Here is a 25,952-nt window from a genome sequence, read left to right as displayed (position 1 = left end):
AAGTAGGGAATTGAATAGCCTTCTTGTCTTAATTGATAGAGTTGAATCTTATCTTCATAACTTAATTTCATAGAAAAAGCCCCCCATTCGTTAGATTTCTTGTCTAACTTTTGGGGGGCAGTTCATTTTGTCAAGGTCTTTTGAGTGATTTTTAGCGCGTGGATTTTATGTCTATGGTGCTAAAAATGGATTTTCTCCGCTTGGTTTAGCAAAGTCGTTGGCCGATGCCCCAACAGAGTTGCCAGCGTTGTTAGGTGTAGCGAAGTCGTTAGCCGATGCCCCAACAGAGTTGCCAGCATTGTTAGGTGTAGCGAAGTCGTTAGCCGATGCCCCAACAGAGCTGTCGGTATTGTTAGGCATAGCGAAGTCGTTAGCCGATGCCCCAACAGAGTTGTCGGTGTTGTTAGGCATAGCGAAGTCGTTAGCCGATGACCCGACAGAGTTATCAGTGTTGTTAGGCGTTGCGAAGTCGTTAGCCGATGACCCGACAGAGTTATCAGTGTTGTTAGGCGTTGCGAAGTCGTTGGCTGGCGACCCACTTGGTTTAGTTAAGCCTTTGTCTGGTTTTGGTGCAGTTTTCTTTTCTAAACGCATGTGGTAGACCTTATCTTCTGTCACAGGTTTGTAGTAATCGGCTGGCGCTGTAAAGACGGCGCTTTGGTAATCCTTGGCTGCTTGGATAAATGGGGGTAGGATGTTGGCGTCGGCCAGAGATGTTCCTTTTCGTACCAAGTAAACCACTGTTTGTCCTCTACCGGCACGAGAAATGAGTTGTCCTCCTTCGTCGATCTTAAAGGCGACAGCGACATAATTTTTCGGATCATGCCAATAATAATTTGGGTGTCTGTTCGGATCGTGGATGTCGGTAGGATTATTTGGATTTGTTGCGATGTAAGGTCCTAAGTATGGAGCGGTAGAGCCGAAGGCTGCTAGGCTAATCATGGTTGAAACCTTGCTATTCTCATCTTCGCTACCATCGACGATGTTGCGGTATTCGATAAATTCGTAATTCTTATGAGGAACTGGAGTTGGTGCTTCTAGTCCCGCTTGTTTGGCCTGAGCCCAAGTAAGTTGAGGGTTGACATAGAAGGTGAAACCGCCCTGAATTTTATCGCCGAACTTCAAGCGGCCATTTAGCAGAGATGTGTATTTCACAGGTACATAGTGGCTAATGTCGATGTCTAGCACATCGTCGTTTGGAGTGTAGACGGCTTTTGTTGGCTGTTTTCTAACTCGGTCAAAGTCGGCGTAGTAGGCTTGGTGCTCTCTTGGCAGTTTTCCTGATTTAGGTAGGTTGGCGCTCCATCCCTTGAAGACATTTCCCTTGAGAGTGACGACTTTAGGAAGCGTGATGTGCAAATCTTCCCAATTAAGGTCTTTGCGGACCAGATAGTAGACCCGTTTTGTTTGTTTACCATCAACTTCAAAATTCCCGTAATCACTATTGGTGCTAAATGTCAGCAGGACGAAGTTTTTAATATTTTTAATACCAGCTGGATGGAATGTGTCAACGACACCTTTTCGTGTCAAACTCACTTTAGAATTTTCTGTGAACAAGGGACCGTAGACCAGTTGATTCTCCACTTCCAAGTTGGTAGACTCTGTCTTGACATCCCTTTCTGGATCATCTGGCAACTGTGGGTCGATTTTGTAAATGTGGGCGTGGTCACCATGGCGAACGCTCATGTAGTTGCCTTCGACGGTGATATCTTCGCGGTTGACTTTGAAACGCTCCATGTATTCTTTTATCAAGCGTTCTTTTCGGTCTTCAAAACTTTCACCATCTATAAAGTCAGGTTGTGGCTCGAACGGGTCAGTAAATGGTTTGGAAGCATCGATTGGTTCAGCGTGGAAGTGATTTCCATGGGGGTAGAGAATTTGGTTTTTCTTTTGATCAATGGAAATCTTATCACGACTCAAACCGTATTCCTGCATGATTTTTTTGATTTTTTCTTCTATTTTTTGTTCAAATATAGGCGTAATAGTTTTTTCAGGTTCGTTTGGTTTATCCTGAGGCTTACCTTTGTATGCAGCTCTAGCTTTTTCGAGGTATTCCTTTGGAATCAAATTTTCCCACTGAGTATTGACTAGTTGGTAATAGGGAATGGCATGAATATCGTTTCGATTTCCATTGTGTGCTACCAAAAGACCAAAATCATTCTTGTCGATGACATGTTTTCCGTCAAATAAGAAATGGTCGTCAGTCGCGAAATGGATGCCAGGGTATTCTTGTTTACCAGCGGGTTTATGCTGCTGTGTGCCGGTCTGGGTATGGTACGACGTTCCATTTCCCGCGTGTGTTGGACGGTATTGCGGAGCAATAGGTGTGGCCTGATGAGAAGGCGAAACTGTAGCTGGTCCTGCTTGGTTCAGGCTACTTTTTAAAATGTAGTGGTAGTGGTCACCGTGGCGTACGGTGTAGCCATTCGCATCCTCCGCTACGATATCCTTTGGATTGAACACATAGCCGTCCCCGGTCTGACTGGCAGATTGGTTTCCGACTTGCCTTGACTGAGTCTTGTTTGTAGCTGATTTTTTATCCTTATAGTCCTTGGGCACGAGGTAATCCCACTTTGTCCCTTTTAAATCAGAGTAGAATAAAAAGTGACTGTGGTTACCATGCTTGACGACAAGTCCCTCATCAGTTTTTGTCTCAATCTGCGACTCGCTGCTAAATAAAAAACCATCATCCGTCGCCGTATCAATTCCAGGAATTTCCTTTTTCTGCGCCTTTTCTGTCTTTGCTTTAGACGCTTTTTTCTCCACCTTGTGAGTCTTTGAATGCTCAGTTTTAGGAGAATTGGAGTGGTGTTGGCAGGCTGTCAACGTTAGCTGGCAACTTAAGGCAATACCTATGACAGCTAACAATCGTTTGTTGTGTTTCATCGAAATCTATCCCTCCTTTAAAACAATTGATTTCAAATCATTAACTAGTTAATTATACAGCCGGTTAAGGAAAATGTCAACGATGATAGGAGGTGGATAGTTTTAAAAATGCAAAATAAAAAACCTAGAAACAATAGTTTCAAGGCTTTTCTTGTTTTCAATTATTTAACTTCAGTAAAGGTTAAGTATTTCCATTTTGCCATTGATATATCAATGTTTCGAGCGACTCTATCTAAAAAGGTAGAGTGAAATGTAGAGTTATCTTAAGTTATATCTGATAATGTAGCAATTTTATTTAGAAAAATCTTTACGGCTTCTTGTTTACGTTCTGGTGCAAGTTCTGCGTAAGTGTCCATTGTAGTACTAATAGATTTATGCCCCATTCTATCTTGAAGCTCTTTCCAGTCTGCACCAGCATTTAACATCATAGAAGCGTGAGTGTGACGGAATAAATGAAAACCGTATTCTGGCAATCCTAGTGAAGCTAAACGCTTTTTAAGAGTAGCCCTTTCATTTCTATCACACATATAATTTCCGTAAATTGTTGGGAAAATTAATTCAGAATGTGGCAAATTGTGCTTATCGAAATAAGAGTTCATTTCTTCATGAAATGATTTTAGTTCCTCAAGTGTAGAGTTAGGAACAACAACCCTACGATTCCCAGAATCTGTTTTAGGAGTGTTTTTACAAATCATTGTTCCTTTAATATCATTTTTCTTATCCGCACTTCGCCACATCAACGTTTTACTAACAATAATCTCATTAGTTGAAAAATCTAAATCATGGATAGTCAATGCTAATAGTTCATTAATTCGTAAAGCAGAAGCAAGCAAGGCATTCGTGATAACTTTAAATCTACGATTTGCTCTGGTGTCGGACAGGGTATCTAAATATTTTAATAATACTTTTAAATCTTCATCATGGAGTACCATAATTTTTTCTTTCCTAGCCTTGGGTTTAGGAGGTATTAGTACATTGCTTACCGGATTTGCTTTAAGTCCACAATGAACCATGCCAAAATTAAAAATATCTTTCAGTTTATGAGTTACTGCACCAAAATCTTTAGCATTACCTTTTTCAGCACGCTTTACACCAGATTCAACGGATTTTTTTGATTTTTGAGCTAATTTATTAACCCAAAGCTGAACATCAGAAGCAACTATCTGTTCTGGTAAATAATCGCCAAATTGTGGGATTATATAAGTATCTAGATACCCTCTGACTCTGTTGATGGTATTCTGAGAAGTTACCATGAGTTTATATTGTTGAAACCACAGTTCAGCAAGAGCCGTAAAGTTATCTATTTTAATGGTCTCTTTTCGTGTAGAACCGTTGTTTTCAAAATCTATTCGCTTTTGATGAACTTTCCTTTCAAGCTGTTTTAAAGTTTTAGCTGTAATAGTTGTTGTAACTTGCTTGCCAGTTTTCTTATCTTTACCTAGAAAAACACCTCTAGCAGTATAGGTTACTTTTCCATTTTTAGTTTTCTTAATGATTTTTTTATTGTTGTGAGTAATTGTTTCTGTTATCATTGTTAGCTCTCTTTCGGTCGGATAATTACTGAAAAAGGCTAAAATAGAATACACCAACTTTCTTTTTTGGATAATTCTATTTTAGCATAAAATTGTTTAGTTAGTTAGAAAGTGGAGCACCTCATCTAATTTGTAATAAACTGTTCTAGTTCCTTCGATTGGTGGCTCAAGTCTATTTAATCCGTTTTTCTCCCAAGATTTTAATGTATTGGGAGAAATATTCAGCTGTTTTAGTAATTCTTTTTGCGTAACAATTCCCAAGCTAGGTTTCATCTCATCTAGATACTTAATCATTTCAATAATCAATGCTAGTTGTTTTTCAATCGCTATCAAATTCGTTTCGTTATTCATAATGTTCATCTCGGTTATCCTCTGTATTATTTATTAGTCTACTTTTTACTGTAGTTTCGACTGTTCCTGTTTGTCTAAGGCTACCATCTTCATCTAAGGTTAAGTTATAAATACTCACGATTTTTTCTGATTCTTGTGTAGCAAGGTTGACATTCATTGCTATAAAACTAGGAGTAAATTCTTCTAGGTTATCTTTTCCAGCGTTTTTATAAGTAATATCTGGCAGTTGTAAGCCTCTGCTTACAAAATAATGTGGCTGATGGTATCCTGTTGGGACTTCTAAGAGTTCTTTAGTTATATATTTTGTAATGTAGCTTGAGGTTTTGGCGTTATCGTGAATCTTTGATACTGTACTAAATCCTTTTTTCCAATTTTCAGCATTGTATATTTGCTTACCATTTTTCCTAATTTTTCGTTTTGTTTTTGGGTTGATTGCTTCAAATAATGGTGGAGTTAGATTTTTAGTTAACCCGTGGAAATGAATTCTTCCAGATTTGTGTAGTTCGGGTACAAAGATATAATCAAATTTTCCATATTTTTCTCGTTGATATTTTAACCATGCTTGCAATACCTTTCGTGCTTCTACGTAATCTAAAGCATTAACTTCCTCATCATTAAAAGTTAGTGTCCAGAATAAATCAAATTTATTAGAAAGGCAATAATGTTTTATTTTCCGTTTGATTCGGAATGCTTGCTGAACTTTCTGCCTTTCTTTTTCTTCAGCAGTTAATTCACGCCTCATATTATCAGATTGTTTTTTGTTTAGTACCCTTATTTTGGGCTGACTATATTTGATTATCTCAATCTTTCCATCTGGGAAAACAGTCATTTTCTGATTATAGGGTAAGTATTCTTCTTGCATTTTATTTACCCCACTTACTTGAAATCAGCCTATCTTGCCTGAATGTCAAGTAGGACAGGCAAGAATCAGCTATTCATATCTTATGAATTTGAAAATCAGCTTCGCTGATTTTCAAACTGTAACACCCGCAAAGCTCCCTTGAATGGCAATTTACTATCGTCATAAAACGGTGTTTTAAAAACAATAGGATGTTCTAATCCTAAACCATCTAAGAAGATGACCCCCTCATAGTTACTTGTATTAGCATGAGGTAAATCATTCTTACTCATGTTAAAAATTTCAGTTGCTTGAGATTGTGTAATTCTTCCCAAAGCTATTCGTAAACCTAAAGAATCTCTAGCTTCACTCGGTAAAATCGAAGTGGGTATCATCTGTCCAGAAACCAAAACATTAATATTGGCTTGCCTACCTTTAACTATTAGGTTAAGTAGGAGACTGTTGAATTGAGGATATAGTCTATCAACGGGTTTCTTTTGCTTATCCTCTGCTTGCATCGTAGTGGCTAAGGCTAGCAATTCATCAACGACCAATAGAATTTGCCCCTGATTGAATTTTTCATGATGAGTTATATCTTCTTCGCTTGAGTCATCTGAAGTAAGCTCCTTGTATCGTTGCTCCATCAATTCATTAAGTTCATAAACCATCTGATAGGCTTGTTCCCCATTGATGGCAACTTTACCTATAATTTTCATTGCGGTACTAAGATAAGCCGCCTTCCCATCAATCGTATAAACTTGGTTTTTAGGATTATTGATAAGGAAAGCCAATATTAAATATTTCAGAAGCGAAGTTTTACCAGAATTTGTTGGACCGACCACTAACCCCATCGGCTGTTTCAAAGTCCAATTTAATCTCTCTGTCAGTCGGATATTTAGATTTCTAGATTTTCTAAAATCTTCATATCCGCCAATAGTTAGTTGTTCGTCTGGTTTGTGTGAAAATATCATCTTGACACAGCCATCGCTGATGAGCCTGTCTTCTAAATACCACTTATTTCTAGTTTCTTTAATAAAAAAGCCTAACAAACTATCTGGAATATCTTCAAGTTTACTTTTATTCACGTGTCCACCATGGTAGAGAATAACATGAATTAAGCCAGATTCAAGCCAATATACCCATCGGATAGATTGAGTAGAATCAATTTCTGATTTGTGTTTTCGTAAAATATCACTTTCTTCAGCAAAATTTTTAAGTAATTCTAGTAATTTTCTATTTTCGAGTGGCGAAAATCTTGAATGAAGAAATAACCAGATACTAACACATATCAAAACTATTAGTAGTATTACGAAGCCGATATATAGAGGGATATAGCTTAATTTTTCTAAGGACAATGATAGCAGTTGCTTTTTGTTAATCCGTAGAAAAAACATTATTGAAATCAGTAGGATAATACAGGCAATCAATTTTAACTTGAATAGTAGAGATTGTCTACGTTGTTCCTTTGTCTTATCTACACTTATATATACTTTAGAACTTTTCCCTGCCAGTAAAGGACTGACCGCCTCTTTTATCAAATTTGAAAGCATGGCTCTCTCCAATCTTTTTGTTTACTTATAAAATTCCCTCCATCCCACCCTGTTTGATATATTATTGTTATTTTAGTTGAACTGGTTTAAACTCAGAAATGATTAGTTTTAAGCCACCCCAGCTACCAGATGAGCCACGAGATACCCAACGTAAAGCAACTTTAGCGTTTCGTAAGTCAATTACCTTATTAACCATATCTTCTGCCTTATATTGTTTTAAAGTAGATTCTTCAGCGATAAACTCTATTTGTGACGGTATAATATTAGAAGTATCTACCCCCTGCTGTTTTAACAATTTTGCCAATTGTACATCAATGATGTTAAGAACGATTTTTGCAATACTGTTTTCAACAACTTCTCCATTATTGTACGTAGGTTTAATTTTTACTTCAGTTACATAACCATATGCAGGGGCATCAATTTCAGATACAGAGAATGTCAATTCTCCCAATTTAGTAGAATTTAATTTAAATTTTGAGGTCATATACTCACCTTGTGTTTTCTTTCTGCGTTGTCTAAGTGGTGCCGACAACTAGCACATACAATCAAAGTTAATTGAGCTCTTTTAACCTTGTCTATATTATACACTTCGTTTTTGAGTATTTTTGGTTGAGTGGACAGAAATAAAATTTGTTATTTTACCCAAAAAATGTATAATAGAAGTATGGTTAAATACATATTTTCAAAAAATTTCTTCTTTAGAAATGCTGGACTTAGACTAGATGATAATATCAAGCGAATCAATTGTTTGATAGAAGAGAACTATCAGAAGGCACATGATTATTTCAAAGCTCAAGGGAATTTACAGCCACTTGATAAAGTGCCTAAAGCTCGACTTACAAATATTAAAGTATCCGAATCGAATAACAGTATAGTAGGGAAAATAAGAAAATTAAAGCTTACAGAAAAAAATCCTCATTTCATTCCAGAAGTTACGGCTTGGGATATTGTAGATAATGTAGTGCTTGAAAAGGAGGAACAAAAATATTTGTTTAGAGGACAGCTTTATCGTAAAAAAAGATACTATAAAGATGTTCAAGAAGTGTATTGGGGAACTTTAGAAGAGCTACAGAATAAAGAACTGTTATTTTTCTATGTCATTTGTAGAGATATGCTTAATTCTAAAATGTATCGTGAGCTTATTGAAGGAGCTTTAAAAGATTATATACCTTATGCTAAGGTTCTTGCGTATCGTGATATAGAGCTAAATGAGGAGTTTAATTACCCTTATGATAAGCTTTTCCCAGAGATTGAGTATGACACAGTAGTAACTGTTCAAGATGAAGCAATTACTAGATTTTATTTGCTATATATAGCTAATAAGATTGATGTTAGTAAATTGTTCTATGATAGTTTACAAGAGCCAATTCAGTATTGGTCAGGACAAAAATCAATAGATACACAAAAAATTGAAAGGGTTCGAAAATCAAAAAGTGATTTTAGTCGATTTGACGGTATATTCGCTAGATTTTTAAAAGAGGATATCAAACCTATTTTTGAAAGATATTTAGCTACATCGTCTTCATTTGGGTTTAGAGTATATTCAATAATTAGAAATGATGCACTTGAACTAGCAAATCTCTTTAGTGGCAGTATTGATGGACAGCCAATTTCTGACTCGGATTTTCAAAATGCAGAAAATTTAATATCTATCAGTAACAATTATGCATATCAGTTAGAATTACAGCAAAGAAATGTTGAAGATATTGATTTATCTATAGCAGATGAATTGGTTCTCTATAAGCAAACTCAAGACGAACTGATAAAAATTGATGTGGAAGATAGCGATGACAAATATGTACCGATTGAAAAATTGATAGAGATTTATAAATCCCGTCTATAAAAAAAACGCCTCCTATTTTACGGAGGCGTTTGGATTCCTCCAAACTATCGGAAAGGCTTTGCTTATTCCGACAGTTTAGAGGAATGTAATAGGGTGATTTCCATAAACCATGTGAGTTCTTTTCTATCTTGTGGTAAAATAGATATGAGGAGCCACAATAAATAAGGAGAAAATTCTATGGAAAAAATCAACACTATTGAACAGTTATATGAATATACGAAGAAACGATTAGAGGGTAAGCATGGGAATATAACAATCAACTTTGCTAATCACCCAATTGTTTACTCAGGTAATGATATTATTGGTAATTCATTGCAAGAATGGTTGCCTGCTTGGTTTAAACATTTACAAGTTGATATTCAAGCAGGAGAGCATACGCAAGAATTTCCAGACTTTGTAGCACGCTTTGGTGGTAATCAATATGATGTTGAAGTTAAAGCTTGGAATTATACCAATCCCCCTGGTTTTGACATAGCTAATTTTCATAGTTTCATTCAACAAACTTATAAAAGCCCTGGAAAACTGAATGCCTACTTTATCATTTTAGGTTATACACCTGCAAATGATGGATTTTCAAAAGGTTTTACAGTTGAAAAAGTTTATCTTAAACGTATATGGGAAATAACTAATAAAGCTCAAAAATACCCAATTGGATTACAAGTCAAACGTGAGAGCCCTTACGCTATTCGCCCATGTGCATTCCATAAAAAAGATAGTTTTCGGAGTAAGGAAGAATTTATCGATGCAATTTATGAGACCTTCAAAATGTTTCCAAATGATAAATTAGAAATCACACCCGAGGCATGGAAGGCTCAAGTATCAGCTTATTGATAGTTGTTTATAAATTCCATATGAGTAGCAAGCAACTTGTCAGATACTGCTTTAATAACTGGAACACATACTGTATTCCCCAGTAAATCAAATGATTCTGCTTCAGATAAATCAGATAAATCATAATTTACAGGGAAACCAAACAATTGAAGCCCCTCTTTAACAGTTAATTTTCGTATTCCATTATTTACAGGGACAGCTAATTTACTAACATCAGTTGCAACTAGAGTTGGAGTAACTTCATCTGGTGATAGAATTTTTGAAAACTCAAAAGATAATTTTCCAGTTACGATATTGTAACCTTTTTCAAGTGTTTCATCTGGAATTCTTTTGTTTCCAACTTTTTTCTTAGGATATTCAAAAGAAAGGTAGCCTTTACTTACCAAATCGTCTAACATTTCTGTTAAGTCTGGACTATTATAAAATGTTTGAATCATTTCTTTAGTTAAAGGCATTCCGTCCATCCAATCAATACCAATGATGTCTGCCCACTTTTTATTTCTTCGCTGTCTTAATAAAAGGTCGAGTAAATCCGATTGTTCTGGGGTTATCTCTCCTTTCAAACCAATTTCCCAACTATGAATATTGTTGTTTCCTCCACGTTTATCCTTAATGGCTTTTCCATAAATTTCTTCTACCTTGTAATGAGAAAGAAGTTTTTGGGTGAAGTCGGAGCTCAAGGGTGGCACAGATTCATCAATAATATCTTTTAAGGAAGAATAGCTATTATTGAAGTTCTCCAATTGGTGGACTTCTTTATTTTTATATCCGATAATATAAATTCTATTTCGAGATTGAGCTAATCCAAAATCTTTTCCGTTTAATACTTTATATTGAATATGATAGCCTAATTCCTCTAAAGTATTGGTGATGACCCTAAAAGTTTTTCCTTTATCGTGATTTACCAGTCCTTCTACATTCTCAAGGACAAATCCAAGTGGACGTTTCTCCATTAAAATTTTAGCCACATCAAAGAACAGAGTTCCTCTAGTATCTTGAAAACCCAAACCTAAGCCAGCTTGAGAAAAAGCTTGGCATGGGAAACCTGCTAAAAGAAAATCAAAATTCGGGATACTGGCAGGACTAACCTTAGTAATATCACATTCTGGACTATGATTAAAGTTTTTAGTATAGGCTTTGATAGCAGCTGGTTTAATATCACTTGAAAAAACGCATTTTCCAACTAAACCAAAATCGGCTAAAGCCTGTTCAAACCCGAGTCGAATTCCACCTAATCCACTGAATAAATCAATGAATTTAACTACGTTCCCATTATCTTCAAGATTATTTTCGATTTCAGAAATGCCTAGAGTTATTAGCTCTCTACATTTTTGGGAAAATGTTTTTTGATTGGGTAAGGGAATATTTTCAATCGCTTCAATTTCTCCGTCGTCAAGATAAATTGTAATAGCTTTTTTCTTACGAGAACTGTGTTTTCGTCCAGCTCCTTCACGTGTTCCTCCGTGCATAATATTGCCTCCAAATATAAACTAAATATATCATAACAAAAAAACATTGTTTTTTCAAGTTTTACGGAACCAAAACTGTAAAAAAACAAAAAGTTCTAGCGAAAGCTAGAACTTTTCGTAATTATCCGACTTTGTATTCTTACCAAAAAAGGTAGAGTAAAAGGTAGAGTTTTTACTGAATTATAGTGAAGTGTAATGAAATTAAAAATTTCAAAAAACCTATTAAATCAGCATTACTGACGTCTATTGACGTGTAGTGAATCTCTATTTTACTTCAGTAAAAACTACGTGTTTACGCAATTTTGGTGAGTATTTTTTCAATTGAAGACGGTCTGGAGTGTTACGTTTGTTTTTTGAAGTAAGGTACAAGCGTTCACCAGATTCTTTGTGTTCAAGTGTAATATTTACGCGCATGGTATCTCCCTTCTATTATTCAGCTGAAGCTGCTTTTTCGATTTTACGTCCTTTGTAGTATCCTTTAAGTGATACACGGTGTGAACGTGAGTAATCTCCAGTAGTTTCGTCAAATTTTACAGTTGGAGCTGCTACTTTGTAGTGAGTGCGACGTTTGTTTTTCTTCGCTTTTGAAGTGCGACGTGCAGGTACTGCCATTTTTAAGTCTTCCTTTCGATGTATAAGTTTTGTTTTTTTACCAACTGTAATAGAATATCATATTTTTTTTGTAAAGTAAAGTTACTTGACACTTTTTTTGAGAAATATTTTGCAATTTGAAGGGCAAGTGGTAAGATAGACTAAGATTTAGGAGGAAAAATTGTGACGAAACGATTAAAAGAACGCTTTGATACGCTGAGCGATGCCATTATCGCAATTGTGATGACTATTTTGGTGTTGGAGATTAAACTCCCGACCAGTATGGCTGGCCTTCCGCATTTTGCCTATGCAGTGGGATTGTTTTTGGTATCATTTGTAATTATCTTTAATTTTTGGTATCGCCGGACCATAATTATGAGTGTAGCTGAAGAAGTGACCTATGATGCATTTGCCCGCGATGTGATTGCTCATATGATGTTGTCGCTCTTTCCATTGGCGATGAAGATGTTGGTCGAATTTGACCAAAAATGGGTTCCGATTTTATTTTTTGGTCTTATTAACTTTGTGACAGCCTTTCTAATGAGTTGGATTACACTCAATTTAACAGTACGAAATGCCAAGGCTGAACACCAAGAACAACTGGGGAAAATCAAGGAATTTTACAAAAATCGAATGATCATGATTGCTGTGACAGACCTGTTAACCATGGTTGTAGCACTGCTCTTCAATCAAGTAGGGATTTTCATCTTCCTCCTGTCGCCCTTTGTTGAGTTTTGGAGTTACTACAAGCGGGGTGTTATATTTGAAACCTTTGAAGGTCAGGGTGGACGATTTGAACATTTTATAGAAGAAAAGGAAAGGGGAAGAAGTGAAAAGAGGGGCTTTAAAGGCTAGTCATCTATCAGCTCTGTCATTTTTATGATAAAATATAGAAAATAGTTTAGGAGAGGATAGCAAATGAAATTACAAAAACCAAAAGGGACACAGGATATCTTACCGCAGGAAGCTGCCAAGTGGCAATATGTGGAACAAGTTGTACGTGATACCTTTAAAAAGTACAATTATGGGGAAATCCGTACGCCCATGTTTGAGCACTACGAAGTGATTAGCCGTTCTGTAGGGGATACGACAGATATTGTAACCAAGGAAATGTATGATTTCTACGATAAGGGAGAGCGCCACATTACCCTTCGTCCGGAAGGAACTGCACCGGTTGTGCGTTCATTTGTAGAGAACAAATTTTTTGCACCTGAGGTTCAAAAACCAGTTAAGCTCTATTATATCGGCTCTATGTTTCGTTATGAACGTCCGCAAGCTGGTCGTTTACGTGAATTCCACCAAGTTGGTGTAGAGGCTTTTGGCTCAAAAAATCCAGCAACTGATGTGGAAACTATTGCCATGGCTTACCAACTTTTCAATGACTTAGGCATCAAAGATATCACACTCCACCTGAATACCTTGGGTTCTAGTGCAACTCGTGCAGCCTACCGTCAGGCTTTGATTGACTATTTGATACCGATGCGTGAGTCACTTTCAAAAGACAGTCAGCGTCGCTTAGATGAAAATCCATTGCGCGTTTTGGACTCTAAGGAAAAGGAAGATAAGATTGCGGTTGAGAATGCACCATCTATCTTGGATTATCTAGATGAAGAGAGCCGAGCGCATTTTGATGCTGTACGTGGTATGTTAGAGACTCTACAGATTCCTTATGTGATTGATACCAATATGGTGCGTGGTCTGGACTATTATAACCATACGATTTTTGAATTCATGGCTCAGGTTGATAAGACCGAGTTGACCATTTGTGCAGGCGGTCGCTATGATGGATTGGTTGAGTATTTCGGTGGACCAGAAACACCAGGATTTGGATTTGGACTCGGTCTGGAGCGCCTCTTGTTGGTCTTGGACAAGCAAGGAATTGCTCTTCCAGTTGATGAGGAGATGGATCTCTACATTGCTGTCTTGGGAGATGCAGCAAATGCGAAAGCCTTGGAATTGGTGCAAGCTGTACGCCAGCAAGGATTTAACGCAGAACGTGACGTTCTCGGACGCAAAATCAAAGCCCAATTCAAATCAGCAGACAGCTTCAAAGCCCGCTTTATCCTAACCTTGGGTGAAAGCGAAGTCGAAGCCGGTCGTGTGACCATTAAAAACAACAGCACCCGACAAGAAATCGAAGCTAGTTTTGAAGAAATCACATCCGACTTAGCAAGTGTGCTTGAAAAAATAAATTAAAATACAGGGATTTCCCTGTATTTTTTCTATTTCAGGAGTTTGTTCATTTGTGAAATAAAAAAAACTTTGAGAAAAAAATCACAATGTCAAAATAAAAAGTAAAGCCTAGTCAATGTTTTGAGAGAAGTTTCACAAAGTTTTTGGAATGATTTTGTGAAATATTTAACAAACGCTTTACAAAGGCAATGAAAAGGTGTACAATATAATTGTGAAAAAGTTAACAAGAATAAAGTTAACGGGAAAATAATTTTGGAGGAAACCCAAATGGCTGATAAAACAGTATCACCTGAAGAAAAATTACAAGCTGCACAAGCTCACGTAGACGAATTGGTACAAAAAGGTCTTGTTGCCCTTGACGAGTTTCGTAAACTCAATCAAGAGCAAGTAGACTACATTGTGGCAAAGGCTTCTGTAGCTGCCCTTGATGCACATGGTATCTTGGCAGAACATGCTGTTCGTGAAACAGGACGCGGTGTTTTTGAAGACAAAGCAACTAAAAACCTCTTTGCCTGTGAACATGTTGTGAATAACATGCGTGGTGTGAAGACAGTAGGCGTTATCGAAGATGACCCAATCACAGGATTGACAAAAATTGCTGAACCAGTCGGTGTCATTTGTGGGGTAACACCAACAACTAACCCAACATCTACAGCAATCTTCAAATCATTGATTGCCCTTAAAACACGTAATCCAATCGTATTTGGTTTCCACCCATCAGCTCAAGAATCTTCAGCTCACGCAGCTCAAATCGTTCGTGATGCGGCTATTGCAGCAGGTGCTCCTGAAAACTGTATCCAATGGATTTCTGAACCATCTATCGAAGCTACAAATGCTCTTATGAACCACGACGGTATCGCAACAATCCTTGCGACTGGTGGTAATGCCATGGTGCGTGCAGCTTACTCATGTGGGAAACCAGCCCTTGGTGTAGGTGCAGGTAACGTTCCTGCCTATGTTGAAAAATCAGCTGACATCCGTCAAGCAGCTCACGATATTGTTATGTCTAAATCATTTGACAACGGTATGGTTTGTGCGTCTGAACAAGCGGTTATCATCGACAAAGAAATCTATGACGAATTTGTTGCTGAATTCAAATCTTACAAAACTTACTTTGTAAACAAAAAAGAAAAAGCTCTTCTTGAAGAATTCTGCTTTGGCGTAAAAGGAACAAGCAAGAACTGTGCAGGCGCTAAATTGAATCCAAACATCGTTGGTAAACCAGCAGCTTGGATTGCAGAGCAAGCAGGATTTACAGTTCCTGAAGGAACAAACATCTTGGCTGCTGAATGTGCTGAAGTTGGTGAAAAAGAGCCACTTACTCGTGAAAAATTGTCTCCAGTTATCGCAGTCTTGAAAGCTGAAGATACAGAAGACGGTCTTAAAAAAGCACGTCAAATGGTTGAGTTCAATGGTCTTGGTCACTCAGCTGCTATCCATACAAAAGACGAATCTCTTGCAAAACGTTTCGGTACTGAAATGAAAGCAATGCGTATCATCTGGAATTCACCTTCTACATTTGGTGGTATCGGTGACGTTTACAACGCATTCTTGCCATCATTGACACTTGGATGTGGTTCATATGGACGCAACTCAGTTGGTGATAACGTATCTGCTATCAACCTTCTTAACATCAAGAAAGTAGGGAAACGTAGAAATAATATGCAATGGTTTAAAGTTCCTTCAAAAATCTATTTCGAACGTAACTCAATCCAATACCTCCAAACATGTGAAGGCATTGAACGTGTTATGATTGTCACTGACAAATCTATTGAAAAACTTGGATTTGTGCAACGTGTTATTGACCAATTGAACCTTCGTAAGAACAAGGTAACTGTTCAAGTCTTCTCAGATGTTGAACCAGATCCAGACATCACAACAATCCGTCGTGGTACAGAAGTGATGCGTCAATTTGAACCAGATACAATCATCGCTCTTGGTGGTGGTTCACCAATGGATGCTGCTAAAGGTATGTGGATGTTCTACGAACAACCAGAAGTAGACTTTGGCGACCTCGTTCAAAAATTCATGGATATCCGTAAACGTGCCTTCAAATTCCCAGCACTTGGTAAGAAAGCTAAATACATTGGTATCCCAACTACATCTGGTACAGGGTCAGAGGTAACACCATTTGCCGTTGTTTCTGACAAAGCAAACAACCGTAAATACCCACTTGCTGACTACGCTTTGACACCAACGATTGCTATCGTAGACCCAGCCTTGGTTGAATCAGTACCTGGCTTTATCGCCGCCGATACTGGTATGGACGTATTGACTCACGCAACTGAAGCTTATACTTCTAACTTTGCCAACGACTATACTGACGGTATTGCCCTTCAAGCCATCAAACTGGTCTTCCAGTATCTCAAAAAATCAGTTCTTGAGTCTGACCCTGAAGCACGCGAAAAAATGCATAACGCCTCTACAATGGCTGGTATGGCCTTCGCCAACGCCTTCCTTGGTATGAGTCACTCAATGGCTCATAAGATTGGTGGGGTTCACCATACTGTTCACGGACGTACAAACGCAATCTTGCTTCCATACGTTATCCGTTACAACGGTACTCGCCCATCTAAGACGACTACATGGCCTAAATACAACTACTGGAAAGCAGATGAAAAATTCCAAGACATCGCTCGTATGTTAGGCCTTCCTTGCTCAACTCCAGAAGAAGCGGTTGAAGCGTACGCCAAAGCTGTTTATGACCTCGGTGTTGCTGTTGGTATCAAGATGAACTTCAAAGACCAAGGTATTGATGAAAAAGTATGGAAAGATAGCTTGCATGAAATTGCTCTTCTTGCTTACGAAGACCAATGTTCACCAGCTAACCCACGCTTGCCAATGGTTGCAGACATGGAAGAAATCATGGCAGATGCATACTACGGTTACGCAGAACGTCCAGGACGTCGCAAATAAATTTCGATTCTCTAATATTATTTATTTCCCCACCAAGCGTTGCAAAACGTAAGGTAACAAGGCCTCTACTTAAAAGTAGAGGTTTTTGTTTTTTAAATATGCTATAATAAACTCATCATAAAAAATGAGGAGAATATGATGGAAAATATGGAAAACGAAGTAACACAAGAGCTGGCAAAGAAAAAGAGCCCTCTCAAGTGGATTTTAGGAATTCTTGCGGCAGTCGTGATTTGTATCGGGGCGGGAACAGCTTTTTGGTATAACTCAGGTGACATTTCAGGGACTTGGCGCAGCCCATCCTTGGAAAAAGAATTGATGACCACATTGACGAAAGAAACGGGTGATTTTTCAGAAATCGGGCTCAAACCCACGGATTTGTTCAAAGACCCACAAGTTACCTTGGCCGTAAAAGACAAGAAAGTAACTATTACAGTAGCCTACAAAGTGGATAGCACAGCTTTTGGGACAGCTTACACAAAAATGGTCGAAAAAGAGTACCAAAAGATTTTAGCTGAGGCAGAGAAGACGGCTTCTCAGTACAATGTTTCAAAAGAGGAAGTCTTGAAGCAAGGGTATGGTGCAGAGTATGAAAAAACGATCAAAGCTCTATTCCCGACAGAAGAAAAAGCTATTGAAGAGTTCAATAAAAGCATCCTCCAAAATGCAGAAAAGGAAGGAGCAAAATTTGATAGCAAGACAGGTATGGTAACTGCTAGTGAAGCAGCGGGGCAAGTGAATCAACTCCTGCATATCATCTCAGGTAGCTCAGATGGGAAAAAAGTGGGTCTTGAAAATTTCAGCTTCAGTAAATACAACCGTTCAGGGGACAAATTGACCTTTGAGGGGAAAAAAGAATACAAGTTTGTTTTGGATAAATAAAAGAAAGCACCTGTTTGTAGGTGCTTTTTGTGAATTTTTATAAATTTTCTGACATTTTATGGTACAATAGAAAAAATGAAGTGGAAGAGGTGCATATATGACATTGGTCTATCAATCAACTCGTGATGAAAACAATAAAGTAACAGCCAGTCAGGCGATTTTACAAGGTTTGGCAACAGATGGTGGTCTCTTCACCCCAACCAGCCTACCAGAAGTTCAGTTGGATTTTAATCAGTTGCAAAATGCTTCTTATCAAGAAGTGGCAAAGCTGGTTTTGTCTGCTTTTTTGGATGATTTCACGGAAGAAGAGCTGGATTATTGTATCTCACATGCTTATGATGAAAAGTTTGATACACCGGTCATTGCACCAGTTGTCAAAGTTGGGCAACATTACAATTTGGAGTTGTTCCACGGGTCAACCATTGCTTTCAAGGACATGGCCCTGTCTATTCTGCCTTATCTTTTGACTACATCGGCGAAAAAGCAAGGAGTGGACAATAAAATTGTCATTTTGACAGCGACTTCGGGCGATACTGGAAAAGCAGCTATGGCTGGATTTGCGGATGTCCCAGGAACAGAAATTATCGTCTTTTATCCAGACGGTGCAGTCAGCAAGATTCAAGAATTGCAGATGACGACCCAGACGGGTGACAATACGCATGTAGTGGCGATCAGAGGGAACTTTGATGATGCCCAGACAGATGTCAAGCGGATGTTTAACGACGAGGCTTTACGGGCTAAGCTCTTGGCAAATGGGGCTCAGTTCTCATCGGCCAACTCCATGAATGTTGGTCGCTTGGTGCCACAGGTGGTTTACTATGTTTATGCCTATGCTCAGATGGTCAAGTCAGGAGTCATTCGCGCGGGAGAGAAAATAAACATCACTGTCCCAACAGGGAATTTTGGCAATATCTTGGCAGCCTACTACGCTCGCCAAATCGGTCTGCCAGTCCACAAGTTGATCTGTGCTTCAAATGAAAATAAGGTCTTGACAGACTTCTTTGCGACAGGAACTTATGATAAAAAACGAGAATTCAAGGTGACGACTAGTCCGTCTATGGATATCTTGGTTTCATCAAACTTGGAACGCTTGATTTTCCATTTGGTGGGCAACGATGCAGCTGCTACTAAAGAATTGATGACTTCCTTGTCTGAAAACGGGGAGTACAGCTTGCCGCAAGTGGATCAAGAAATTCTAGATTTATTTGCTGCTGGTTATGCTAGCGAAGCTGCGACGGCTCGTGAGATGAAGCAAGTATTTGATGAGGCGGACTACGTGGAAGATCCACATACAGCAGTTGCCTCAGCAGTTTATCGTGCCTATCGTGTAGAAACTGGTGACGAGACTCCGACCTTGATTGCGTCTACAGCCAGTCCCTATAAATTCCCTCGGGTGGTAGTTGAGTCTATTACAGGACAAAATCCGGCGGATGATTTTGCGGCAGTTGCTGAATTGGAAACTGTATCGGGAGTGGCGCAACCTCTTGCCGTGCGCGGTTTAGAAAATGCTCCAGTTCGTCACACGACGGTGGTGGAAACAAGAGAGATGCAGGCTGAAGTGGAAGCCTATCTTGGCTTAAAATAAAATAGGGGTCTGGGTGGAAGCTTGGGCCTCATTTTTGATAGAATGGGAGTTGTAGTGCAGATAAGAAAGATTTTACAGCTGGCATTGCCAGTCATGGCGGAAAATTTTCTACAGATGTTGATGGGAATGGTAGATGGCTACTTGGTTGCCTTTTTGGGTCTAGCCACGATTTCAGGCGTCTCGGTTGCTAATAACATCCTCAGTATTTATCAAGCCATTTTTCTTGCTTTTGGGGCGGCCATTTCAGCTCTAGTAGCACAAAAATATGGCCAGAAAGACCAAGAACAGTTAGCGGGTCAAGCTCTCTTTTTGACATTTCTAGTGAGTCTTGTTCTGGGGCTGCTGTCTATTGTCGGGGGAGAGCGTCTATTGCTGCTCCTTGGGACGGATGCGGATGTGGCTCGAGTAGGCGGTCTTTACCTAGCACTGGTAGGTGGTGGGATTATTTTCTTGGGGCTGATGACGAGTCTGGGGAGCATTTTGAGGGCGAGCGGGCATGCACAATTGCCCATGTATGTCAGTCTTCTGAGCAATGTAATCAATGTTGTTTTGTCGGCAGTGTTTGTATTTGTTTTCAAAGGTGGTGTCGTGGGTGTAGCCATCGGAACCTTGCTAGCGCGTGCGTTGGCTGTTGCGATTTTATGGCGACAGTTGCCGATAAAGCCAGACAAGCTCTTTTTTAACATTCATCGCGACTTGGTAGAATTGGCCTTGCCTGCTGCTGGTGAGCGTCTGATGATGCGGGCGGGAGATGTTGTGATTGTCGCCTTGATTGTATCCTTGGGGACAGCGGTGGTCGCTGGAAATGCGATTGGGGAGACCTTGATCCAGTTTAATTATATGCCCGGGATGGGGATTGCAACAGCGACGGTCATCCTGGTGGCCAATGCGCGTGGACAGGGAAAGGAAGAAGAGGTAGCCGCTATCATTCGTTGGAGTTTTCTTTTGGCACTGGGTTTAATGGCTGTGACGTCTTGTCTGATTTTCTTTTTAGGACCGTGGTTGACAGGTTTTTACACGACTGATCAGGTAGCGATAAAGGCGAGCTTGCTCGTGACTCTGTATTCATTTTTAGGGATTCCTGCTACTGCAGGGACCTTGATTTATACCGCTTTTTGGCAAGGTTATGGGAACGCCAAACTTCCTTTTTATGCTACAAGTTTGGGCATGTGGGTGGTTCGGATTGGCCTTGGCTATGTCTTGACTCGGGTCTGGTTCCTGGGGTTAGCAGGGGTATGGATTGCTACCATTGCAGACAATGTATTTCGGTGGGCGTTTTTGTATTTTCTTTCCTTAAGAAAGTTTAAGATTTCTTTAAGGGAAAAGCTATAAAATAAATACATCTTTTTCATATATCTCCTGAAAGGTGGCTCGGTTGGGCTGTCTTTCTTTGTTATTTGTATGATTGTCCGTTTCAGTTTTCTTTTAGAAATTCTTCAGAAAAGATTAAGCTTGTCCTTGTATACTAAGTTCAATCCTAAAATTTTCACCGACAAAGTCGGTATCCATATCTGTAAATTGCTAAAGCAATAACAGCTATGTATCTCTTCATAAATCTCCTAGAGAATCACCTGACGAATGTTGGGTGATTTTCTTTGCGCTCTTGGCAAGTAGCGGTTTTGTTCATTTGTTGGAAGTATGATATAATAAAATGATTATATTATAGAGGAAATGCTATGTTTACCTTTGGGTTTAATAAGAAAAAAGAAAAAATACGGGCTGCTCTTGAAGTGCCGAAACATATTGCCATTATTATGGATGGAAATGGTCGGTGGGCAAAGAAACGCTTGCAACCACGTGTTATGGGGCACAAGGCTGGAATGGATGCCTTGCAGATTGTCACAAAAGCTGCTTCAGATATGGGTGTACGTGTACTGACGGTCTACGCCTTTTCAACTGAAAACTGGACGCGTCCTGAAAAAGAAGTCAAGTTCATCATGAATTTGCCAGTTGAATTTTATGACAAGTATGTCCCTGAATTGCATGCAAATAATGTTAAAATTCAGATGATTGGCGACCATTGTCGTTTGCCGGAAGCAACGAAAGATGCCTTGTTTAAAGCAGAAGAAAAAACCAAGCACAATACTGGTTTGATTTTGAATTTTGCCTTAAATTACGGTGGACGTGATGAGTTGGCTCAGGCTATGCGGATGATTGCTCAAGATATTTTGGATGCTAAGTTTAATCCGGGAGATATTGACGAAAAAGTCATCGCGGATTATCTCTACACTGGTGTTTTACCAGCAAAATATCGTGATCCGGACTTGGTGATTCGGACGAGTGGTGAGCTTAGACTTAGTAATTTTTTACCTTGGCAAACAGCCTATAGTGAACTTTATTTTACAGATATTGCCTGGCCGGATTTTGATGAGAAAGCCTTGCAGGCTGCTATTTTAGAGTACAATCGTCGTCACCGTCGGTTTGGTGGGATTTAAGGAGAAGAAGGATGTCTAAGGATTTACAAAAACGTGTTGTATTTGGGGGGATTGCCCTGGCTATTTTTATCCCCTTCTTGTTGATGGGAGGAGTTCCCTTCCAACTCTTAATCGGTTTACTGGCCATGATTGGAACCTCTGAATTGATTAAAATGCATGGTCTGGCTCCCAATTCTATCGAAGGTATGTTGGCTATGCTGGGTGCCTTGGTTTTGACCTTACCTATGCAGGATTATATTCCATTTTTGCCGACAGATGGTAGCTACACAGCTTTTGCCATTATTGTCTTCTTGCTTTTGGGATCAACAGTCTTTAATATTGGGAAATATGATTACTCACAAGTCGTGTTTCCGATTGCCTCTAGTTTTTATGTCGGAATTGGTTTTCACAACCTGATTTCAGCTCGTATGGATAGTTTCGGGAAGGTCTTGTTTGCCCTCTTTATCGTGTGGGCGACGGATATCGGTGCTTATATGATTGGCCGTCAGATTGGTCGTCGCAAATTGATGCCTAAGGTTTCACCCAATAAAACAGTTGAAGGTTTTCTTGGCGGAATTGCGTCAGCAGTGGTTGTGTCCGTGATTTACATGCTGGTTGATAAGACAGTGATGGCGGGTCATTCCTTTGTAACCATGCTCTTCTTGGTAGCGATTTTCTCAGTATTTGGTCAATTCGGAGACTTGGTGGAAAGTGCCATCAAACGTCATTTTGGTGTGAAGGATTCAGGAAAGTTAATTCCTGGACACGGTGGTATTTTGGACCGTTTTGATAGTATGATTTTTGTCTTCCCAATCATGCATTTCTTTGGTTTATTTTAAGGAGAATCTATGAAGGGACTTATTGCCTTTATCTTTATCTTTGGTGTTATCGTTATCGTTCATGAATTTGGGCATTTCTATTTTGCAAAAAAATCAGGAATCCTTGTGCGTGAATTTGCGATTGGAATGGGCCCGAAAATCTTTTCCCATATCGGCAAAGACGGAACAGCCTACACCATCCGTATCTTGCCTCTCGGTGGTTATGTTCGTATGGCGGGCTGGGGCGAAGACACGACAGAAATCAAAACCGGAACGCCTGCCAGCTTGACCTTGGACCAAAATGGTGTGGTGACCCGTATCAATCTATCTGGAAAGCAAGTGGCAGATAATAGCCTTCCCATGAATGTGATGAGCTTTGACTTTGAAGACAAGCTGGAAATCATTGGCCTGGTGCTCGAAGAAAGTCGGACTTACAAGGTGGATCACGACGCGACTATCATCGAAGAGGATGGAACGGAAGTGCGGATTGCACCGCTAGACGTCCAGTACCAAAATGCTTCTATCTGGGGACGCCTCATCACAAACTTTGCAGGTCCTATGAATAATTTCATTCTTGGATTTGTGGCTTTTCTACTCTTAATCTTCATGCAGGGTGGTGTTGCCAACCCGTCGACAAATACCATTTCGGTAGTCGAAGGCGGAGCTCTGCAGGCTGCTGGAGTTGTATCTGGTGATAAGATTTTGTCTATCGAAGGACAAAAGACGGCCAATTACACTGAAATTGCCAATACCGTTGCTGAGGCGACAAAGGATGCTAAAGCAGCCCCGACATTGGCACTGGTCGTGCAGCATGGGGGACAAGAAAAGGAACTTGCGGTTAAGACCAAAAAATCAGGAAGCAACTATTATCTGGGTGTTTCCCCGAGCTTAAAAACAGGCTTCCTTGATAAAGTGACAGGTGCCTTGCTACAAACTGGTGATACGGCTTTGACGGTTATCAAGGCTCTGAAAAATCTCATCGCACGTTTTGATATCAATAAATTGGGCGGACCCGTTGCCATCTTTAATGTCAGTTCACAAGCTGCTCAAAACGGCTTTGACTCGGTGCTCCTGCTCCTTGCTAGCTTGTCTATTAACTTGGGGATTTTCAATTTGATTCCGATTCCGGCTTTGGACGGCGGAAAAATTGTCATGAACCTCATCGAAGCTATTCGCAGAAAACCTCTCAAACAAGAAGTCGAAAGCTACATCACACTTGCCGGAGTGGTGGTTATGGTCGTCTTGATGATTGCTGTGACTTGGAATGATATTATGCGTGTCTTCTTCTAATTTCTCTGATTTATTATTTGAAACCTATTGAAAGGAATCTCACTCGACAGAAAGTCTAGCAAACTGTTGCAGCTCTCGATTGTCGGGATTATGTACATTATGAAACAATCAAAAATGCTTATTCCAACGCTACGTGAAATGCCTAGCGATGCTCAAGTTATCAGCCACGCCCTCTTGTTGCGTGCTGGTTATGTCCGCCAAATCTCTGCTGGTATCTACAGTTACTTGCCACTTGCCAACCGCGTGATTGAAAAGGCAAAAACTATCATGCGCGAAGAGTTTGATAAGATTGGTGCGGTTGAATTTTTAGCGCCAGCTCTTTTGTCGGCTGATATCTGGCGTGAATCTGGGCGTTACGACACTTACGGTGATGACCTTTACAAGTTGAAAAACCGTGAAGGTTCAGACTTTATCTTGGGACCAACTCATGAAGAAACAGTGACTTTGTTGGCGCGTGATGCTATCCAATCTTACAAACAGTTGCCGCTCAACATTTACCAAATTCAACCAAAATACCGTGATGAAAAACGTCCTCGTAATGGTTTGCTCCGCGGTCGTGAGTTCATCATGAAAGATGGGTATTCATTCCACGCTAATTATGAAAGCTTGGATGAGACCTACGATGACTACAAACGTGCCTATGAAGCGATTTTCACACGTAGCGGACTTGATTTCAAGGCCATTATCGGTGATGGTGGTGCCATGGGTGGTAAGGATAGCCAAGAGTTTATGGCTATCACTCCAGACCGCACTGACTTGGACCGTTGGGTTGTTTTAGATAAGTCAGTTGCCTCTTTCGACGAAATTCCGGCAGATGTCTTGGAAGAAATCAAGGCAGAATTGCTCAAATGGTCTGTATCTGGTGAAGATACGATTGCTTATTCGACAGAATCTGACTACGCAGCCAATCTTGAAATGGCAACAAATGAGTACAAACCATCTACAAAAGTTGTTGCGGAAGAGGACTTGGTCAAGGTCGAAACACCTGACTGCAAATCAATTGATGAAGTGGCTGCATTCTTGAAGGTTGCAGAAGAAGAGACAATCAAAACCATGCTCTTCATGGCAGATGAAAAACCTGTTGTGGTACTTCTTGTTGGCAACGACCAAGTGAACGATGTGAAATTGAAAAACCACTTGGCTGCAGACTTTTTGGATGTAGCAACAGAAGTGGCTGCTGAAAAACTATTTGGGGCAAACTTTGGCTCACTTGGTCCAGTTGGCTTGCCAGAAGACGTGACGGTCATTGCAGACCGCAAAGTGGCTGATGTGAAAAATGCAGTTGTCGGTGCCAATGAAAATGGCTTCCATTACACTGGTGCAAATGCAGGTCGTGACTTCCAAGTGACGGAATATGTGGATATCCGCGAAGTAAAAGAAGGCGAAATTTCTCCAGATGGAAAAGGTGTCTTGAACTTTGCCCGCGGTATTGAGATTGGGCATATCTTCAAGCTTGGCACACGCTATACAGATAGCATGAATGCAAATATCTTGGATGAAAATGGTCGCTCTATGTCTATTATCATGGGCTGTTACGGAATCGGTGTTAGCCGTCTCTTGTCAGCTGTCTTGGAACAACATGCTCGTCTCTTCGTGAATAAGACACCAAAAGGTGACTTCCGTTTTGCATGGGGAATCAACTTCCCTAAAGAATTGGCGCCGTTTGATGTCCACCTCATCCCTGTCAATATCAAGGACGAAGCTGCTATGGCATTGACAAGCCAAATCGAAGCAAGCTTGGTTGGTGCAGGTTATGAAGTCTTGACAGACGACCGTAATGAACGTGTTGGATCTAAATTCTCAGATAGCGACTTGATTGGTTTGCCAATCCGTGTGACAGTTGGTAAGAAAGCCGCTGACGGTATTGTTGAAGTGAAAATCAAAGGAAGTGGTGATACCGTGGAAGTTCACGTGGATCAACTTCTTGAAACCTTGCAAATTTTGACGCAAGAACAGTAAGATCATG

The 25,952-nt window shown here is 39.7% G+C and carries 21 protein-coding genes; 12 read left to right on the top strand and 9 right to left on the bottom strand.

Annotation, left to right across the window (positions count from 1 at the left end; all coding sequences use genetic code 11):
• Positions 1–171: 171 nt before the first annotated feature.
• The 6 genes from J2T50_RS10460 to J2T50_RS10435 form a co-directional block, all read right to left on the bottom strand.
• Positions 172–2,886 (bottom strand): pneumococcal-type histidine triad protein, encoded by a 2,715-nt coding sequence (locus tag J2T50_RS10460; protein ID WP_253366408.1) that lies wholly within the window; start codon positions 2,884–2,886, stop codon positions 172–174.
• A gap of 263 nt (positions 2,887–3,149) precedes the next feature.
• Positions 3,150–4,418, bottom strand: coding sequence for a tyrosine-type recombinase/integrase (locus J2T50_RS10455; RefSeq protein WP_253366406.1), 1,269 nt, complete (start codon positions 4,416–4,418; stop codon positions 3,150–3,152).
• A gap of 96 nt (positions 4,419–4,514) precedes the next feature.
• Positions 4,515–4,778 (bottom strand): helix-turn-helix transcriptional regulator, encoded by a 264-nt coding sequence (locus tag J2T50_RS10450; RefSeq protein ID WP_436300396.1) that lies wholly within the window; start codon positions 4,776–4,778, stop codon positions 4,515–4,517.
• Positions 4,762–5,631: a rolling circle replication-associated protein gene (locus J2T50_RS10445; RefSeq protein ID WP_253366405.1), complete on the bottom strand. Its 870-nt coding sequence runs from the start codon at positions 5,629–5,631 to the stop codon at positions 4,762–4,764. The genes J2T50_RS10450 and J2T50_RS10445 overlap by 17 nt, the downstream gene beginning before the upstream one ends.
• 95 nt (positions 5,632–5,726) lie before the next feature.
• Positions 5,727–7,157, bottom strand: a complete 1,431-nt coding sequence (locus J2T50_RS10440) for an FtsK/SpoIIIE domain-containing protein (protein WP_253366402.1) — start codon at positions 7,155–7,157, stop codon at positions 5,727–5,729.
• Between the two features lie 67 nt (positions 7,158–7,224).
• Positions 7,225–7,641 (bottom strand): hypothetical protein, encoded by a 417-nt coding sequence (locus tag J2T50_RS10435; protein ID WP_253366400.1) that lies wholly within the window; start codon positions 7,639–7,641, stop codon positions 7,225–7,227.
• Positions 7,642–7,821: 180 nt separating this feature from the next.
• Between J2T50_RS10435 and J2T50_RS10430 the strand changes: the two genes are divergently transcribed.
• Together J2T50_RS10430 and J2T50_RS10425 are read left to right on the top strand one after the other, a co-directional pair.
• Positions 7,822–9,000, top strand: a complete 1,179-nt coding sequence (locus J2T50_RS10430; protein ID WP_253366398.1) for a hypothetical protein — start codon at positions 7,822–7,824, stop codon at positions 8,998–9,000.
• Positions 9,001–9,177: 177 nt separating this feature from the next.
• A complete protein-coding gene (locus J2T50_RS10425) occupies positions 9,178–9,831 on the top strand; it encodes an NgoBV family restriction endonuclease (RefSeq protein ID WP_253366396.1) in 654 nt (217 codons plus the stop codon).
• On the opposite strand, the gene dcm is transcribed toward J2T50_RS10425, so the two are convergent.
• From dcm to rpmF, 3 genes are all read right to left on the bottom strand, one after another.
• A complete protein-coding gene (gene dcm / locus J2T50_RS10420; RefSeq protein WP_253366388.1) occupies positions 9,825–11,300 on the bottom strand; it encodes a DNA (cytosine-5-)-methyltransferase in 1,476 nt (491 codons plus the stop codon). The two genes, J2T50_RS10425 and dcm, sit on opposite strands and share 7 nt — an antisense overlap.
• Before the next feature lie 264 nt (positions 11,301–11,564).
• A complete protein-coding gene (rpmG, locus tag J2T50_RS10415; RefSeq protein ID WP_001265622.1) occupies positions 11,565–11,714 on the bottom strand; it encodes a 50S ribosomal protein L33 in 150 nt (49 codons plus the stop codon).
• A 15-nt stretch (positions 11,715–11,729) separates the two neighbouring features.
• Entirely contained in the window at positions 11,730–11,912 is a 183-nt protein-coding gene (gene rpmF / locus J2T50_RS10410) for a 50S ribosomal protein L32 (RefSeq protein ID WP_018166715.1), read from the bottom strand.
• Positions 11,913–12,074: 162 nt separating this feature from the next.
• Here rpmF and J2T50_RS10405 point away from each other — a divergent pair, with 162 nt between their 5' ends.
• The 10 genes from J2T50_RS10405 to J2T50_RS10360 all read left to right on the top strand — a co-directional run bounded on the left by J2T50_RS10405 (position 12,075) and on the right by J2T50_RS10360 (position 25,945).
• The gene (locus J2T50_RS10405) at positions 12,075–12,746 is read left to right on the top strand and encodes a TMEM175 family protein (RefSeq protein ID WP_253366386.1); all 672 of its coding nucleotides are present in this window, start codon (positions 12,075–12,077) and stop codon (positions 12,744–12,746) included.
• 63 nt (positions 12,747–12,809) lie between these two features.
• Positions 12,810–14,087 (top strand): histidine--tRNA ligase, encoded by a 1,278-nt coding sequence (gene hisS / locus J2T50_RS10400; RefSeq protein WP_253366384.1) that lies wholly within the window; start codon positions 12,810–12,812, stop codon positions 14,085–14,087.
• Positions 14,088–14,351: 264 nt separating this feature from the next.
• Positions 14,352–17,000 carry a bifunctional acetaldehyde-CoA/alcohol dehydrogenase gene (adhE, locus tag J2T50_RS10395; RefSeq protein WP_253366383.1) on the top strand — a complete coding sequence of 883 codons (2,649 nt, stop codon included), beginning with the start codon at positions 14,352–14,354 and terminating at the stop codon, positions 16,998–17,000.
• 135 nt (positions 17,001–17,135) lie between these two features.
• Positions 17,136–17,879, top strand: coding sequence for a hypothetical protein (locus tag J2T50_RS10390; protein ID WP_253366382.1), 744 nt, complete (start codon positions 17,136–17,138; stop codon positions 17,877–17,879).
• 97 nt (positions 17,880–17,976) lie between these two features.
• A complete protein-coding gene (thrC, locus tag J2T50_RS10385) occupies positions 17,977–19,464 on the top strand; it encodes a threonine synthase (RefSeq protein ID WP_253366381.1) in 1,488 nt (495 codons plus the stop codon).
• Between the two features lie 42 nt (positions 19,465–19,506).
• Positions 19,507–20,796 (top strand): MATE family efflux transporter, encoded by a 1,290-nt coding sequence (locus J2T50_RS10380; RefSeq protein ID WP_253366380.1) that lies wholly within the window; start codon positions 19,507–19,509, stop codon positions 20,794–20,796.
• A 344-nt stretch (positions 20,797–21,140) separates the two neighbouring features.
• The gene (uppS, locus tag J2T50_RS10375) at positions 21,141–21,899 is read left to right on the top strand and encodes an undecaprenyl pyrophosphate synthase (protein WP_253366379.1); all 759 of its coding nucleotides are present in this window, start codon (positions 21,141–21,143) and stop codon (positions 21,897–21,899) included.
• 11 nt (positions 21,900–21,910) lie between these two features.
• Positions 21,911–22,717: a phosphatidate cytidylyltransferase gene (locus J2T50_RS10370; RefSeq protein ID WP_253366371.1), complete on the top strand. Its 807-nt coding sequence runs from the start codon at positions 21,911–21,913 to the stop codon at positions 22,715–22,717.
• 9 nt (positions 22,718–22,726) lie between these two features.
• Complete coding sequence (rseP, locus tag J2T50_RS10365) at positions 22,727–23,986, top strand: RIP metalloprotease RseP (RefSeq protein ID WP_253366369.1); 1,260 nt, start codon at positions 22,727–22,729, stop codon at positions 23,984–23,986.
• Between the two features lie 99 nt (positions 23,987–24,085).
• Positions 24,086–25,945, top strand: a complete 1,860-nt coding sequence (locus tag J2T50_RS10360; protein ID WP_253366367.1) for a proline--tRNA ligase — start codon at positions 24,086–24,088, stop codon at positions 25,943–25,945.
• Positions 25,946–25,952 lie beyond the last annotated feature (7 nt).

The organism is Streptococcus gallinaceus, from assembly GCF_024170225.1.
Classification (GTDB): domain Bacteria; phylum Bacillota; class Bacilli; order Lactobacillales; family Streptococcaceae; genus Streptococcus; species Streptococcus gallinaceus.
The sequence above is the reverse complement of the archived record's forward strand: the minus strand, read 5'-3'. Positions and strand labels throughout refer to the sequence as shown.